The sequence below is a fragment of the Alteromonas sp. S005 genome (genome assembly GCF_036864475.1).
Lineage (GTDB): Bacteria > Pseudomonadota > Gammaproteobacteria > Enterobacterales > Alteromonadaceae > Alteromonas.
The window spans coordinates 312,022-326,998 of the sequence record NZ_JAZETN010000001.1; the positions used below are offsets into that span (position 1 = coordinate 312,022).

Consider the following 14,977-nt stretch of genomic DNA (forward strand, 5'->3'; position numbering starts at 1 on the left):
CAACGCTCAACATCCTCGGAAGGCATTTGCAGAAACTCAGGCAAGACAAAGGTGTCTCGCTGTCGCAATTGGCAGCAGGGGCAGGTATCGCTAAATCTAACCTTTCAAGATTAGAGCAGGGCAACGGCAACCCGACGCTAGACACCATTTGGCGGTTAGCTAAGCAACTAGACGTTCCGTTCGGTCAGCTAGTTCAGCCTCTTAGCGCAAGCGTTGGAGAAAAGGGCGTAGAAGTTCGTTTAATTGAGCAAGGGCAAGGTATTCCGAACGTTGATGCCTATTGGATGTCGGTTGCACCCAATACTTTTCGAGAGGCAGAAGCTCACGCCACAGGAACAGAAGAAACGATTACCGTTGTTAGCGGTTCTCTAGAAGCTGGGAATAGTGGAAATACTCAATGGCTGCATCCGGGCCAAAGTCTAGCATTTAACGCTGATTTGCCTCACGTATACAAAACGCGAGACGAGTGGGCGACATGTCTTATCACAATCGTTTATCACAAAGAGGCGAAGGAATGAGCCAAGGTTCATCTAAAAGCGGAATTAAGCAGGGGGTTATTGACGGTTTGCCTTTGCTAGGTGGCTATATTCCCGTCGCTATCTCATTTGGCGTGATTGCAGTTCAAGCCGGTTTTTCCACACTAGAAGCCACGCTTATTTCCGTCTTCATCTACGCAGGCGCATCGCAGTTTCTTTTAGTTGCCATGGTGGCTTCAGGTGCGCCACTTTGGTTAGCGGTTTGTATGACGTTACTCGTTAATGTTCGTCATGTGGTTTATGCGCCAAACTTAGTGCCTTATCTGCCGCAAAGTAAGGCTTGGCCCTATTTAATGCATGGCCTTACTGACCAGATTTTTGCGTTAGCCCATACTCGATTACCGCTAATGGAAGATGCTAAAAAGGTAGATTGGTTTAAAGGTGTATCTATGGTGGCGTGGCTTAGCTGGATCGTAGGGACGGCGCTTGGCGGTATCGCAGGGGACTCGCTTACCCAACAATGGCCAATATTAGACAGCGTGATGCCCTTTGCCTTACCTGCACTTTTCCTTGTGCTACTCGCGCCTAAATTCTCAAGTAAACTGTGGAGCGCCACCTTGCTTGTTACTATGACGGCGGCCCTCTTTTTAGCTCTCAGCACGTTTAAAAACGCTGCAATTCCATTGGCTGCACTATGCGGTGCGATAACCTTCTACTTTCTTACCTTGCGCGTTGAAAGGAAGCAATCTCATGCACGTTGATATCTGGATAGCCATTGTTATTGCAGCCATTGGGACATACGCGTTGCGCGTAGGTCCGTTGCTGTGGACTCAGCGTCACTTTAATAAACACAAGGCTAATAACACCGAAGCGCGTTTGCCTACGTGGTTAAGCGTGCTAGGGCCGCTGATGATTGCCGCTATGCTAGGTGCATCACTTATTCCGAAAGCGCCGTCAACGGCGAGTTGGATTGCAACCGCAATAGGCACTGTTGTCACCGTGCTTGTTTGGCGCAAATACAAAAGCTTAGGGCTACCAGTATTGTGTGGCGTTCTTTCTTTTGGTTTGGCTTTTGGTATAGCTCGTGGTATCGCTTTAGTTTAGCGCTGGGCGTAGATGTTAAGTTGCTGGGCTACGACTTATTCTTACCCAAGGCTTTCTCGCCCCAAATTTCTTCCAAGCGCTGGTCACGCCCACAGTTCCATCGGTAGAACTTATAGCGAACGGGACTTTTTTTATAAAAATCTTGATGGCCAATTTCGTCGCCTTTTATCGGATAAAAGGTAGAAGCATCGAGTATGGGCGTTACCACCTTTTTATTGGGAAATTGGGCTACCACGTCAGCTTTTGTTTTTTCTGCTATAGCACGTTCTTTATCGTTTGCTACAAAGATGGCGCTTAAGTAACTGGGTCCCTTATCACAAAACTGACCTCGGTCATCGAAAGGGTCAATGTTCACCCAAAAATGATCGAGAATATCATTATAAGAAAGCATTTCGCCGTCGTAGGTGATCTTTACCGCCTCAAAGTGTCCCTTGTGATTGCCATTATAAGTCGGATTTGGCGCGCTTCCGCCAGTGAACCCCGACACCACATCAGTAACCCCGTCTAGCTTTTCAAAATCAGACTCCATGCACCAAAAGCAGCCCCCAGCTAGAATGGCCTCGTCGGCACTTGTTGATGGCGTAAAAGCCGAAGCGCTCAACGCTGTGCTAATAAAAACTGCAGAAAGTGTTAATTTCATCATTCACCTTTTATGTGTTGGTTTAACGTTGTAGCGACCTTCGCGTTTAATTCGTCAGCCCCCAGCTTGCGAAGATATACGGTTAACAAATAAAGAACGGTTTAAGCTGAAATTAATTTCATCGCGGTGCAGCGAGTTAATTCCATTTTTGTTTTACAAGCGTACATTTTTTCTAAGCGCACATTGCGAAGCTTGAGGCTTTGCGCGAAAGCATAGGTACTGAAAAAGACTAAAAGGATGTAAGTAAAATTTTCATCTCACTCTGTAGTCTTCTTTCAAAAAGGGAACTGTCTCTGATTCCACCATTTACAAGATGAGGCTGTAAAGCCGCTATGACAAGGGATAGAGCGATTTCTTATGATCGGCAGAGCACTTGCATCTTATCCAACTACATGAAAATCAGTTTAGTTAAAATGAAAGGAAAGATGATATGTCTATAGTCAAATCAGGTAGTGCAGATTACAAACCGCTAGGTAAAAAGGGAAAGGGGAGCATTTCTACACAAACCGGTGCTTTATCGAACCAGCCTTATGGTTTTAACACGCGGTTTGAAGATGGAAAGGGAACCAACCCCGAGGAATTAATTGGTGCGGCGCATGCGAGTTGCTTCACCATGGCACTCTCTTTTGCGCTTTCAGACGCGGGATACAATGACGGCGAGTTAAATACCACTGCAAAAATCAGTTTAGAGAAAAACGATGACGGCTTTGAAATAACTCAATCGGCACTAAGCTTAGATGCTGAGGTTGAAGGGATTACCGAAGATGAGTTTGAGAAAATTGTACAGGAAGCAAAAGAAAATTGCCCAGTATCTCAACTTCTTAATGCCAACATCACATTGGAATACCGATTGAATATTGAATAAGAGATAAAGGCTATTACTACCCTTATCGAAAGATAGGACTCGCTTTGTTAGACACTCGCTTTGTTAGACAAGACCAGGCAAGTTGTTTTTATCAAGTGTGTGTCGTCCTAATATAGGTTGACAGTTATTAGGCCAGCTCTCGAAGCTGGCCTTTTCTATTATGCACTGCGTTAGGCGTTTCCATATCTAATGCTAAGTGCGGTCTCATTTCATTGTAAATTTTGATTGATTCGGTAACGAGTATTTTCAACTCTTCGATTGTTTTACATCGGTAGAGTAAGAACTCTTGCTTAAGTATACCGTTTATTCGTTCTGCTAATGCATTTTGATAACAGTCGTAACCATCTGTCATTGACGGCTGGATCCCATTCGCATTCAACTCATTCTGGTAGATAGCTGAACAGTATTGTAGCCCTCTGTCTGAGTGGTGAACACTGTTACCTGCATATCGTTTATCTTTGACGGCCATCTTCAGTGCTTTGACTACATTTTCAGCCCTCATATCCAAGCTCAAGTGGTGCCCTACAATTTTACGCGTGCTAGAGTCTGTTACTAACGATAGATAGTGTACACCTTGGTCGGATTCGAGATAGGTGATATCGCTAACAAGCACATGCTTTGCATTATGCAGACCTTCTTCCTTAAGTAAATTTGGATGCTTTTTCATCCAATGTTTACTGAATGTAGTTTTGGTAAAGCTTTTCTTTGGCTTAACGAGTAGTCCCTCGCTCCTTAAATAAGTAAAAAAGCCATCTCGACCTAGTTTAATCCCATGCTCAACCAACTTTGGTTTTAAAAGTTTATAGAGCTTACGCGTCCCTATTTGCGGCATATACTTGCGCCAATAAAGTACCCAATCTTTAATTATCGATAGCTCTGCTCTTCTACATTCCATGCGAGAAACAGCCTGGTAAACCGACTGTCTGGATATTCCCACAACCCGGCATGCTGCCGCCAAATTTATTTCTTTTCTTTTTTTGGCTTGCCAGACGTACCGGATAAGTACTTTTTTCTGAGACCTGCTCCATACTCGTTATCCATAATATCTACCATTCCATTAAGGATTTTATTGCGGAGCTTTTCGTCAGCTAATTCTCTCTCGAGGCGTTTTATTTTTTCGGCTGGTGTTTCTTTTGAACTTGGCATAAGTGGATGCTGAAATGGTTTCGACCAGTCGAGTCTACCATGCTTTCTGAGCCAAACCAGTACCGTCGACCTTCCTTGTATTCCGAAGTGAGCTTGTGCCTGTTTATAAGAGAATTCGCCTTTTTCTACACGCTCAACTACACCCAATTTAAAAGCTAATGTGTAATCACGCTGTGTGCGCTTAGGTCTTTGATTACTTGAAGTTGTCATAAAGAAGTCCTCTTTATGTCAACGTATTTTAGGACGGGACAGTGAAGCATAAAAAAGCGGCTTTTGAAGCCGCTTTTTTGTATAAAATGTTGATTGCATAACATGAGGTGGCGTTAGTTTATTTCCCAATTACGCCACATGCTACGCGGTCACCACCGCCACCTAACTTTTTAGGTGAATCAGAGTAATTGTCGCCACCTGCGTGAATCATTAAGGCGCGGCCTTCAATATCATCTAACTCAAGCTCTGGTGCAAAGATAGGCTGGGTTGCGTTTCCATTTTCATCAACATAAAGCACGGGTAGATCGCCCTCGTGACCCTTTTCAGACCAAGGAGCACGGTGTTTACCGGTATCTTCTGGATCGAAATGGCCGCCCGCTGCGCCGCCTAACACTTTTTGCCCATCTTTCATTGAGGGTGAACAGTCACCATTTTGATGAACATGAAAACCATGAATGCCCGGGGTTAACCCTGACAGGTTTGGCGTAAATACTACACCGTCGTCATCATAACTGCTCACCACTACTGAGCCCATGCTCATCCCTGTTTCCAGGTTATTCATTATCACTTCTTTTCCATCACTATCATGATGACCTGCGAAACTGCTCGCACTTAACATTAATGTCAGTGAACCTGCTAAGGTAGATAGTAAACGTTTCTTCATCGTGTTCTCCTTCACTCAATTATTAACGAATTTGTTAAAAGCATTGAAGTGAGATGAGCATAAAGTGAACCATTGTGGCGCATAACTCAGGGATACTACGCAAGACTAGGAATACTAGGGCGTTGAAGCGACAACCGAGTTGTGTGTTAGCGCATAGCTACTGGCATTTACGGAAATCATTATATTGGTTACGTGAAAAAGTTACCGACCATTACCTTATCTTTTTGGCTTTTCCTTATTATTTTCACTCTTTTTGAAGGTAGCCTCTTTATATAGTCTTTGGATATGGAGCCTCTCCATAAGTAGGCGGTACTGTCATACAGAAGTTACAGTGTTAAAACTCAGTAACAATATGGCAGTAGCACTTTTTTCCTATTCGACTTACAGTTAGCTCACATTACATAAGCAAGGGCATAGGTATGTATACACTTTACGGATATCCGAAAACTCGCTCGGTTCGCGTGGCATGGGCACTGGAAGAGCTAGGTTTACCTTTTGAGTACAGCTTAGTTGACTTAAAACAAGGGCAACACCTGTCAGAAGAATATAAAGCCATCAGTCCTGCCTCTAAAATCCCAGCGCTTTCGACGCCGGAAGGTACCTTGACGGAATCGGCGGCTATCGTCACTTTTTTAGCTGAACGTCACGGCATGCATGAATTCATTCCTGAGCCTGGTAGCTTCGAGCGAGCCAAATATGAAGAAATGATGTTGTTTCTTACCAATGAGTTAGAGCAACCGATTTGGAATTTGGCAAAGCACACCTTTGCATTGCCCAAAGAGCAAAGACTTGAACAAATGCGTGATGTAGCGGTGTGGGAGTTCAAGCGCGTGTTGCCTGTATTTTCTTCTATGCTGGGCGATAAAGAATTTGTATGCGGCACCATGTTTACCATGGCTGACATAATAGCAGGTCATATTTTGGCGTGGGCAAAAGGCAGCAAGCTAGATATCACGCTAGACGGTAAAACAGACAATGTAGCCGCGTACGCGCAACGCGTGTTAGGCCGTGAGGCGTATGAAAGGGCGTGGCGAAAAGAGATGGATCATTTGCCTGAATAAACAGTGCATCCTGAAAAACCTTAAATGAATAGATACCGTGTGAAGATGTGGCTAATTAAGTAAACGTTGAATTGCATTGTACAGCCGGTATGCCTGATATCTGGCGTCAGGTACGCATTATTAGGTTTAAATGCGCTTGTCACGCGGTATATAGAATCAAGAAAACACATAACGACAGCGCTTTTTTTTGCGAAATATACGCAAAAACAGCGAAGAAATAACAAGGGAACAAAAAATGAAAGCATTCAAAACACTACTTGTAAGTAGTGCAGTAACCATGGCACTGGGCCTTAGCTCAGCAGTGGCACATGAACACGGCAACGCAAATGTGCAGAGTTCATCAAAAAGTACTTCAGTGTCAAAAGAAGCGTCTGAGCACGAAAAACTTTTTGCGTTATTTGCAGCCGCTGACCAGCGTGATATTGAGCTAAACCCAATCATGGCCATTTTTCGCGGCGACATGCGTTACGCAGACAGAATGGGCGACTTCTTAACAGACTCTCACGCTTTAGCGGGAAAGACAGCGACATTGCTGAATTTGTCAGAGCTTAAACAAATTGACCGCAGTAAGTTAAGCGACACCGATAAACTCGCCTACGACGTATTTAAATACAACGAAGAGCGCTCGCTAAAAATGTCTACGGACGAGATTGAAGCGTTGACGGAAGTGCGTCCTGTTAATCACTTCAGTGGGTTCCACACCTTCTACCCGACCTTCGCAAGCGGAAAGGGCGCAGCGCCATTTAAAACAGTAGAAGATTACGAAAATAACTTATCTCGCCATAAGGATTACATTGCTATTTCTGACCGCGCTATCGGAAAGTTCCGCGAGGGCATGGAAAGCGGTGTTCTTGAAACTAAGCTGACTATCGATCGCGTGATCAAGCAGTTCAATACTCAGCTGGCTATCCCAATTAAAGAGTCACAGTTTTGGGGGCCAATTACCATGTTCCCAGAAAGTTTCTCTGACGAAGAAAAAGCCCGTTTAACCGCTGACTACGAGAAAGCGACGCAAGAGATTTACGATGCAACCACGCGTATGCGCGACTTCCTTCGCGATGAGTATTTGCCTGTTGCCCGTGAAAGCATTGGCCTTAGCGATATGAAAGGTGGTGCAAAGCTTTATCAATTGATGGTGGAAGGTTCAACCACACTGCCAATGACCCCTGATGAACTGCATAACCTTGGTTTAAAAGAAGTTAAGCGTATCAAAAATGACATGCTTGAAATTAAGGACGAAGTGAAGTTTGAAGGGACATTAAACGAATTCTTCGACTATGTACGTACCGATCCTAAGTTCAAGCCTGAAAGCCGTGAGGCGTTAACGCAGAGCTATTACGATATTGGCCGTGAAGTTGATGAGAAAATTGATCAGTACTTTTCACTGTTGCCGAAGTCTGAGTTAGAAATAAAACCCTACGACCCTGCTATCGAGCAATTCAGTGCGGGTGGCTCATATCAGCCGGGCACGCCAGATGGCTCTCGTCCAGGTACTTTCTACTTTAATGCCTACGATTTGCCTAGCCGCTTAACCACTGGAAACGTCACCTTGTACCTACACGAAGGCGCTCCAGGTCACCATTTCCAAGTGAGTCTAGCGCAAGAAAATGAAGCGCTACCTTCATTCATGCGCTTTAGCTTCCTACCAGCCTTCGGTGAAGGTTGGGCGCTGTATTCTGAAACGCTTGGATATGAAATGGGGTTCTTTGACGATCCATGGAATCGTTATGGCACGCTTCAAGATGAGCAGTTGCGCGCCATGCGTTTGGTGGTAGACACAGGTATTCACGCGAAAGGTTGGACCCGCGAACAAGCCATCGACTTTATGCTTGATAACTCAGGCATGACCCGCACAGAAGTTGTAGCCGAGGTAGAGCGTTATATTGCGATCCCGTCGCAAGCGCTATCTTACAAAGTGGGCGCGCTTAAAATTCAAGAATTACGCGCGCGCGCAGAGAAGGCATTAGGTGATGATTTCGATATCCGAGAGTTCCACGCACAAGTGTTAAACACGGGCGGCATTCCACTTGCTATTCTTGAACAGAAAATTGATCGCTGGATCGCTAGTCAAAAAAGTTAAGGAATAATATTGTTATTTAAACTTTTTACAGCGCAATCAGCGTTAGGTTAAGAACAGTAAAAAGCCGATATTTGACGTAAAGCCAGTAATATTCAGTATTACTGGCTTTTTTCTTTTTGCGACTAATGGCAGTGATATTGTTCAAAAGCTTCACTAGAGTATTAATTGGTATAAGTGAACAATGGTTACGAAATTTAAGGGAGAATAAAGTGGAGTTAGGGCTATTTTCGTTAAGTTTAACGGTTAAAGACATCAGCAAGTCGAAGACGTTTTATGAGGCCTTGGGTTTTGAAGCCATGCCTTCATGCGGCTCGGTGGAAGATAAATGGTTAATGATGAAAAATGGCACCACCATGATTGGGTTATTCGAAGGGATGTTTGAAGATAACATTATGACCTTCAACCCAAGTGATGTTAGGGCACTTCAGGCAAATCTAGTTGAACAAGGCATCGCTTTAGACGTGCCTGTGAAAGGCGATAGCGGCCCCGGGCATCTAATTGTTAAAGACCCGGATGGCAACGCTATCATGTTCGATCAGTTTTAAATTCGCGCTGCCAGTTCAGCGCCTTGACGGATAGCGCGTTTAGCATCAAGTTCAGCCGCTACGTCAGCGCCGCCGATAATGTGCACGGTAAATCCTGCCTCTTCTAGAGGTTGTTGCAGAGGCTTAAACGGCTCCTGACCAGCACATACAATGACGTTATCGACCGGCAGTATTTTAGGCGTGTCGTTAATCAGCACGTGCAGGCCTTCATCATCTACTTTCTCGTAGCTCACCCCATTTATCATTCGAACATTGTGGTGTTTCAATGACTGCCTATGGATCCAGCCCGTAGTTTTGCCCAGCCCTTTTCCTACTTTAGACGTTTTACGTTGTAGTAGATACACTTCCCGCTCAGAAGGCTCTATGGCTTTTTCTTTTAGTGCGCCAGGAGCAGAATAATCTTTATCTATCCCCCAGTGCGCCAGCCACTTTTCTTTATCTTTGGCTAAATGTTCGTGTTCTACTAGGAATTCCGCTACATCAAAACCAATGCCGCCAGCGCCCACAATAGCTACTTTCTTGCCTACTGGCTTGTGGTCGCGCAATACGTCTAAATAACTCATCACTTTAGGGTGGTCGTGCCCTTCAATTGTAAGCGTACGAGGATTAATACCAGTGGCTAGCACCACTTCGTCAAACCCTTCATCGGCAAGGTTTTCTGCGTTAACCTCGGTGTTAAGGTGAACCGTAACGCCCACGCGAGCTAGCTGATTGTCAAAGTAGCGTAGGGTTTCATAAAACTCTTCTTTACCCGGCACTTGCTTGGCGTAATTAAATTGACCGCCAATTTCACTGGCTTTATCAAATAGATGTACCTCGTGACCGCGCTCTGCGGCATACATGGAAAACGCCAAACCCGCAGGCCCCGCACCTACTACCGCTAGTTTTTTCTTATTGTGAGTAGGGGTAAAGGTAAGCTCGGTCTCGTAGCATGCTTGTGGGTTTACCAAGCAACTTGCACGCTTTTGTTCGAATGCATGGTCTAGGCAAGCCTGATTACAGGCAATACACGTGTTGATTAGCTTAGACTCATTGCGCATAGCCTTCGCTACAAAGTGAGCGTCGGCTAGGAAAGGTCGCGCCATCGATACCATATCAGCATGACCTTGAGCGAGTACCGATTCTGCAACTTCAGGCGTATTGATACGGTTAGTAGTAATAAGAGGGATAGACACCTCTTTTTTCATGCGTTCGGTTATCCAGGTAAACGCCGCGCGAGGTACGGATGTGGAGATAGTGGGTACCCTTGCTTCGTGCCATCCTATGCCGGTATTAATTAGCGTAGCGCCTGCTTTTTCGATTTCTTTGGCTAAATATACAACCTCGTCCCACTTAGCGCCGCCTTCGACTAAGTCCAGCATAGACAGGCGATAAATAATAATGAAGTTAGTGCCCACTTTCTCGCGTACACCTTTTACTATTTCTATTGCCAGACGAGCCCGATTTTCTAGGCTGCCACCCCATTCATCATTTCTATGATTGGTGCGCTCACAGAAAAACTGATTTATGAGGTAGCCTTCAGAACCCATAATTTCCACGCCGTCATAGCCTGCTTGCTGGGCAAGGGCTGCACATTTTACGTAGTCTTTTATTGTGCTTCTTACGCCACGTGAGGACAATTCGCGAGGCTTAAAAGGGGTAATAGGCGACTTCATAGGTGAAGCCGAAACAGCAAGTGGGTGATAACCGTAACGGCCTGAATGCAATATTTGCATGCAAATTTTGCCGTCTTCCTTATGCACAGCGTCGGTAATAACACGGTGCTTTTTCGCGTGGCGAGAGCGGGTCATTCTGCCAGCAAAGGGCGCTACCCAACCTAAAATATTAGGGCTAATACCACCTGTTACGATTAGCCCCACACCACCTTTTGCTCGCTCAGCGTAAAACGCAGCAAGTTTGTCAAATCCGCCTTTCTCTTCTTCCAAACCTAAATGCATTGAACCCATTAGGGTACGGTTGCGAAGTTGAGTAAATCCCAAATCCAACGGAGATAATAAGTTAGGGAAGTAAGGTGAGAGTTGTTCTGAATTGTGGGCAGACTGTGGTGTAGCTGTCTGAGACGAGGGCGTATTCATAATTGTTCTCTTTTTATTTGCTATGAAGGCAGTTAGTGCATGTCGCTCTTTGCTGCGGCGCAGTGCTCATCTGTCTTTCATGACTTAAGTGCTAATGGTTACACATAATCCGACCACACTAACTTGCCCGACCAGTTGCTTTGATTATTTACCACCACATTCAATTGGTAAAGTGCAGTTACCCTATTTTTAACATAATAAAAAAGCGAGATACCGGGCTAACGGATATCTCGCTTCGTTAATCAGTGCTTTTCATCACAAGCATGAGTGCGTTACAGGTGAGCGCTTACTTATGATGTTGGCATTATTAAAGCAGTGCTCGCCTTATAAATTACTCGTCAACGTACATTTTTTGCTGAAACTTCAGCGTTTGTTTGCTGCTACCTTTTTGAACGTCAATCTCAAACCTAAAGGTTTCCTGATCGCGAAATGGCAGCACGGCAAGGTAATAGATAGCATCACCTTCTTCCACCTTTTTGAAAGTCAGCTTACGCGAGTTGCCCAACAGATTCTTAGCCGTACCTGTGACATCTGCCCGTTGCGCTTCACCGGAGACTTTGTCTAACACCGAAATGTTAACCAGCGCATTAAACTTACTTCTCACAATGCCGTAGCTAGCCGCCACTTCAGGTGTGAGAAATGGCGTACTCACCACCATATAGTGAACATCCCATTCACCAAGCGTTTGCTTCTGCTCGGCAAATGCGGAAAAGCTTAAGCATGACATAGCCATCACAAGAAGTGCTACGTAAGCTTTTTTGATTTGATTTATTCTACCCATGATAGAAACTACCTCTGCCTTCATCTTATTTTCAATTCTTACCCATTACAGCTTGTTTTGCTCTATGAACCAAACTGCAAGACCAATGCTTTCCCTAACAGTGTCTTGAACTGACATTAGTTACATAGGGAAAGTGTCTTGGATCAGAAGCTGTAAAAACTGTAATGCGATGATGGCAATAAGCACTGATAAGTCCAACCCGCCCAATGGTGGAATGACTTTGCGTATTGGCGCTAAAAACGGCTCGGTTAGTTGATACAGAACATAGTCAACCGGAGACTGACCTTGTGACACCCAGCTCAAAATAGCGCGTAGTAGCAACACCCAGAACATTAACGACAGGGTTTCTTTTATCACGCCAATCACTGATAAAATCGCAATGCCGACTGGGTTTAGACTACCGCCAAACATTAACCCTAGGGTTATTAGCTTAAGCGCGCATACCGCTACCGCTAACACAAAGGTAGCGGTGTCGAACCTGCCGATTGACGGAATAATACGGCGCAACGGCCCCACGATAGGGTGGGTTGCTTTTACTACAAATTGACTGAGTGGGTTATAAAAATCTGCCTGAACCATTTGTAACCAAAGGCGCAGAATAACCACCATCAAATAAAGGCTAAATAAGGTATCAACCAAAAATACCGTTGCGTTCATGTTGTGTTTTTCCTAAAACGTTATAGCTGTTTTGCCATTTCTTCAGCACGTGCTACGGCGGCGCGCATCGACTTGCTGACAATATCTTTTAAACCTTCATTAATGAAAGTGTTAACGGCTTCTGCGGTAGTGCCGCCCTTAGACGTAACTTGGGCACGAAGCTCGCTTAATTCAAGGTCTGGGTTGTTACAAACCATTTCGGCTGCGCCTAACATGGCTTGTTGAACCATTAAGCGAGATTGCGCTTTGTCAAAGCCCATGTTCATGGCTTCTTCCTGCATATTTTGTAAGAACAAGAAGAAATAAGCTGGGCTGCTGCCCGCTGCGGCGATAACACCGTTAATACCCTCTTCTTTATCTACCCAAACGGTTTCGCCAACGCTGTTCATTACATCGTCAACGTATTGCCTGTCTGACTCAGAAACCGTGTCGTCGGCATACATCCCAGACATGCCCTTGCCTAACAAGCTCGGGGTGTTTGGCATAATACGAACAACAGGGTATTCACCACCTAGCATTTCTTGCAATCTGGCTACCGGCAGCCCAGCTGCAATGCTCATAAACAACTTGCCCGAAAGGTCATTGTTTTTCTGAAGCTCGCCGCACATATCGCCCATTATTTGTGGTTTTACCGCAAGGACTATGGCATCAGCGAATTGGCAGGCTTCATCATTAGATTGTGTGGTGTGAATACCAAACTCGGCCTTCAGGCCGTCTAACTTTGGTGTGGAAGGGTTTGCCGCAAGGATGTTTTCTTTCGCGTACCCAGATTTGATAAGACCACTGATGATGCTGCGGCTCATGTTACCCGCGCCAATAAATGCTAATTTTTTCTGTTGCATGTAAATCCTATTTGTTGGTTGCGTTTAAGTCTGTGTAGCGAGGCGAAGCGCTATCCGTTGGGTTAGCGCGCTAGTTTCGCTTACCGAAAATAGCGGTACCGATGCGCACCATAGTCGACCCGTGTTGAATCGCTTCTGTCATATCACTACTCATTCCTACGGATAGGGTATCAAAATTGCTCAATGATGTATGGTAGTGGTCGAATAATTCTTTTAGCTTAGACAGTGTGGCGCGCTGTTGTTCTTCACTAGGATCAGCTTTGGGAATGGCCATTAGTCCACGCAAGGTCAGGTGCTTTTGAGAGTTAATAAACTCCACTAGCGCATCTAATTCACTTAGGGCTACCCCAGACTTACTCTCTTCATCATCAATATTAACCTGAATGCACACGTTTAACGGCGGCATAGAGTCAGGTCGCTGTTCGTTTAAGCGACGAGCAATTTTTTCTCTATCTACAGACTGAACCCAATCAAAGTGTTCGGCGACTACTTTGGTTTTATTCGATTGGATTGGACCAATCATGTGCCACTCTATATCACTTAAGTGAGAAAGTTCCTGAACCTTTTCAACACCTTCCTGCACGTAATTTTCGCCGAACATACGTTGTCCGGCTTCATACGCTTCCATGATATCTGATACGGGTTTTGTTTTGCTAACCGCTAGCAATTTAACGGAATTTGGTGGACGATGTGCACTGGTAGCGGCTTGGTCTATTCCTTTTCGTGCGGAATCTAGTCTTTCTGCTATTGTTTGCATTATTCACCTTGTTTTGGAGAAGTGGTTGTGGATATTACCGAACTTTTGGCTTTCAGTGTTAAGAATAACGCCTCAGATTTACACTTATCAGCGGGCCTACCACCAATAATTCGTGTAGATGGCGAAATGCGTAAACTGAACGTGCCAGCCCTCGATCACAAGCAAGTACATGGTCTCGTTTATGAGATTATGAATGACATGCAGCGCAAAGAATACGAAGAAAACCTGGAAACCGATTTTTCTTTCGAAGTTAATGGCTTGTCGCGCTTTCGTGTTAACGCGTTTGTGCAAAACCGAGGCGCCGCGGCAGTATTACGTACTATCCCCAGTAAAGTATTAACCTTAGACGACCTTGGCGCGCCTGAAATTTTCAAGGAAATTATAAATCAGCCTACCGGCATTGTACTTGTGACAGGTGCCACCGGCTCGGGTAAAAGTACCACGCTTGCGGCCATGGTCGACCATATCAACACCCACAAGCGTGAACATATTCTTACCATTGAAGACCCTATCGAATTCGTGCACGACAACAAGCTTAGCTTGGTAAACCAGCGGGAAGTACACCGCGATACGCACTCGTTTAATAACGCACTGCGCTCGGCGCTTCGTGAAGACCCAGACGTAATTCTAGTCGGTGAGCTACGTGACTTAGAAACCATACGCCTTGCCATTTCAGCTGCCGAAACCGGCCATTTAGTATTCGGCACTCTTCACACCAACTCTGCACCAAAAACCATTGACCGTATTATCGATGTTTTCCCGGCAGAAGAAAAAGCCATGGTGCGTTCTATGTTGTCGGAATCATTGCGTGCGGTTATTTCACAGACACTGCTTAAGAAAGTAGGCGGGGGCCGAGTTGCGGCTCATGAAATCATGGTGGGGATCCCCGCTATTCGAAACCTTATTCGAGAAGATAAAGTGCCGCAAATGTACTCGGTTATTCAAACGGGTCAGGCTCACGGTATGCAAACTATGGATCAGTGTCTTCAGCGCTTAGTGGCGATGGGGGTTATCACCAAACAAGACGCCGCAGCAAAGTCAGTTGATAAACAGTCGATGAACAGTTTCTAGAGG

16 protein-coding genes are annotated in these 14,977 nt (G+C 45.1%); 8 read left to right on the forward strand and 8 right to left on the reverse strand.

Going from position 1 to position 14,977, the window contains the following annotated elements; translation table 11 throughout:
• The first annotated feature begins 26 nt into the window (after window positions 1-26).
• From V7R55_RS01295 to V7R55_RS01305, 3 genes are read left to right on the forward strand one after another with little or no spacing between them, the layout of a single operon-like run.
• Window positions 27-518 (forward strand): helix-turn-helix domain-containing protein, encoded by a 492-nt coding sequence (locus V7R55_RS01295; RefSeq protein WP_269351355.1) that lies wholly within the window; start codon window positions 27-29, stop codon window positions 516-518.
• The gene (locus V7R55_RS01300; protein ID WP_334056669.1) at window positions 515-1,237 is read left to right on the forward strand and encodes an AzlC family ABC transporter permease; all 723 of its coding nucleotides are present in this window, start codon (window positions 515-517) and stop codon (window positions 1,235-1,237) included. The genes V7R55_RS01295 and V7R55_RS01300 overlap by 4 nt, the downstream gene beginning before the upstream one ends.
• Entirely contained in the window at window positions 1,227-1,580 is a 354-nt protein-coding gene (locus V7R55_RS01305) for an AzlD domain-containing protein (protein ID WP_334056670.1), read from the forward strand. The genes V7R55_RS01300 and V7R55_RS01305 overlap by 11 nt, the downstream gene beginning before the upstream one ends.
• A gap of 28 nt (window positions 1,581-1,608) precedes the next feature.
• Here the strand turns inward: V7R55_RS01305 and msrA are convergent, their stop codons facing one another.
• Window positions 1,609-2,220, reverse strand: coding sequence for a peptide-methionine (S)-S-oxide reductase MsrA (gene msrA, locus V7R55_RS01310; protein ID WP_156079135.1), 612 nt, complete (start codon window positions 2,218-2,220; stop codon window positions 1,609-1,611).
• Between the two features lie 430 nt (window positions 2,221-2,650).
• Here msrA and V7R55_RS01315 point away from each other — a divergent pair, with 430 nt between their 5' ends.
• Complete coding sequence (locus V7R55_RS01315; protein WP_156078758.1) at window positions 2,651-3,085, forward strand: OsmC family protein; 435 nt, start codon at window positions 2,651-2,653, stop codon at window positions 3,083-3,085.
• 127 nt (window positions 3,086-3,212) lie between these two features.
• Here the strand turns inward: V7R55_RS01315 and V7R55_RS01320 are convergent.
• Both V7R55_RS01320 and sodC read right to left on the reverse strand, forming a co-directional pair.
• Window positions 3,213-4,441, reverse strand: a protein-coding gene (locus V7R55_RS01320; RefSeq protein ID WP_139125424.1) for an IS3 family transposase whose coding sequence is annotated in 2 segments (ribosomal slippage) — window positions 3,213-4,090 and window positions 4,090-4,441 — 1,230 coding nt in all. Because the reading frame shifts where the segments join, the coding sequence is not laid out codon by codon here.
• Between the two features lie 118 nt (window positions 4,442-4,559).
• Window positions 4,560-5,105, reverse strand: coding sequence for a superoxide dismutase family protein (sodC, locus tag V7R55_RS01325; RefSeq protein ID WP_049586032.1), 546 nt, complete (start codon window positions 5,103-5,105; stop codon window positions 4,560-4,562).
• A gap of 419 nt (window positions 5,106-5,524) precedes the next feature.
• Here sodC and V7R55_RS01330 point away from each other — a divergent pair, with 419 nt between their 5' ends.
• From V7R55_RS01330 to V7R55_RS01340, 3 genes are all read left to right on the forward strand, one after another.
• Window positions 5,525-6,166, forward strand: a complete 642-nt coding sequence (locus tag V7R55_RS01330) for a glutathione S-transferase family protein (RefSeq protein ID WP_061486424.1) — start codon at window positions 5,525-5,527, stop codon at window positions 6,164-6,166.
• Window positions 6,167-6,401: 235 nt separating this feature from the next.
• Window positions 6,402-8,246, forward strand: a complete 1,845-nt coding sequence (locus tag V7R55_RS01335) for a DUF885 domain-containing protein (RefSeq protein ID WP_334056679.1) — start codon at window positions 6,402-6,404, stop codon at window positions 8,244-8,246.
• 209 nt (window positions 8,247-8,455) lie between these two features.
• On the forward strand, window positions 8,456-8,791 hold the full coding sequence (locus V7R55_RS01340; protein WP_014950470.1) for a VOC family protein: 336 nt from the start codon (window positions 8,456-8,458) through the stop codon (window positions 8,789-8,791).
• Here the strand turns inward: V7R55_RS01340 and V7R55_RS01345 are convergent.
• From V7R55_RS01345 to V7R55_RS01365, 5 genes are all read right to left on the reverse strand, one after another.
• On the reverse strand, window positions 8,788-10,866 hold the full coding sequence (locus V7R55_RS01345) for an NADPH-dependent 2,4-dienoyl-CoA reductase (RefSeq protein ID WP_334056682.1): 2,079 nt from the start codon (window positions 10,864-10,866) through the stop codon (window positions 8,788-8,790). The two genes, V7R55_RS01340 and V7R55_RS01345, sit on opposite strands and share 4 nt — an antisense overlap.
• Window positions 10,867-11,197: 331 nt before the next feature.
• Entirely contained in the window at window positions 11,198-11,671 is a 474-nt protein-coding gene (locus tag V7R55_RS01350; RefSeq protein ID WP_156078755.1) for a DUF4426 domain-containing protein, read from the reverse strand.
• 96 nt (window positions 11,672-11,767) lie between these two features.
• Window positions 11,768-12,304, reverse strand: coding sequence for a YggT family protein (locus tag V7R55_RS01355; protein WP_014950467.1), 537 nt, complete (start codon window positions 12,302-12,304; stop codon window positions 11,768-11,770).
• Between the two features lie 20 nt (window positions 12,305-12,324).
• A complete protein-coding gene (gene proC, locus V7R55_RS01360) occupies window positions 12,325-13,146 on the reverse strand; it encodes a pyrroline-5-carboxylate reductase (RefSeq protein ID WP_014950466.1) in 822 nt (273 codons plus the stop codon).
• Window positions 13,147-13,216: 70 nt separating this feature from the next.
• The gene (locus V7R55_RS01365) at window positions 13,217-13,903 is read right to left on the reverse strand and encodes a YggS family pyridoxal phosphate-dependent enzyme (RefSeq protein WP_039227916.1); all 687 of its coding nucleotides are present in this window, start codon (window positions 13,901-13,903) and stop codon (window positions 13,217-13,219) included.
• Between the two features lie 27 nt (window positions 13,904-13,930).
• Between V7R55_RS01365 and V7R55_RS01370 the strand changes: the two genes are divergently transcribed.
• Entirely contained in the window at window positions 13,931-14,974 is a 1,044-nt protein-coding gene (locus tag V7R55_RS01370; RefSeq protein ID WP_014950464.1) for a type IV pilus twitching motility protein PilT, read from the forward strand.
• The last annotated feature ends 3 nt before the right edge of the window (window positions 14,975-14,977 follow it).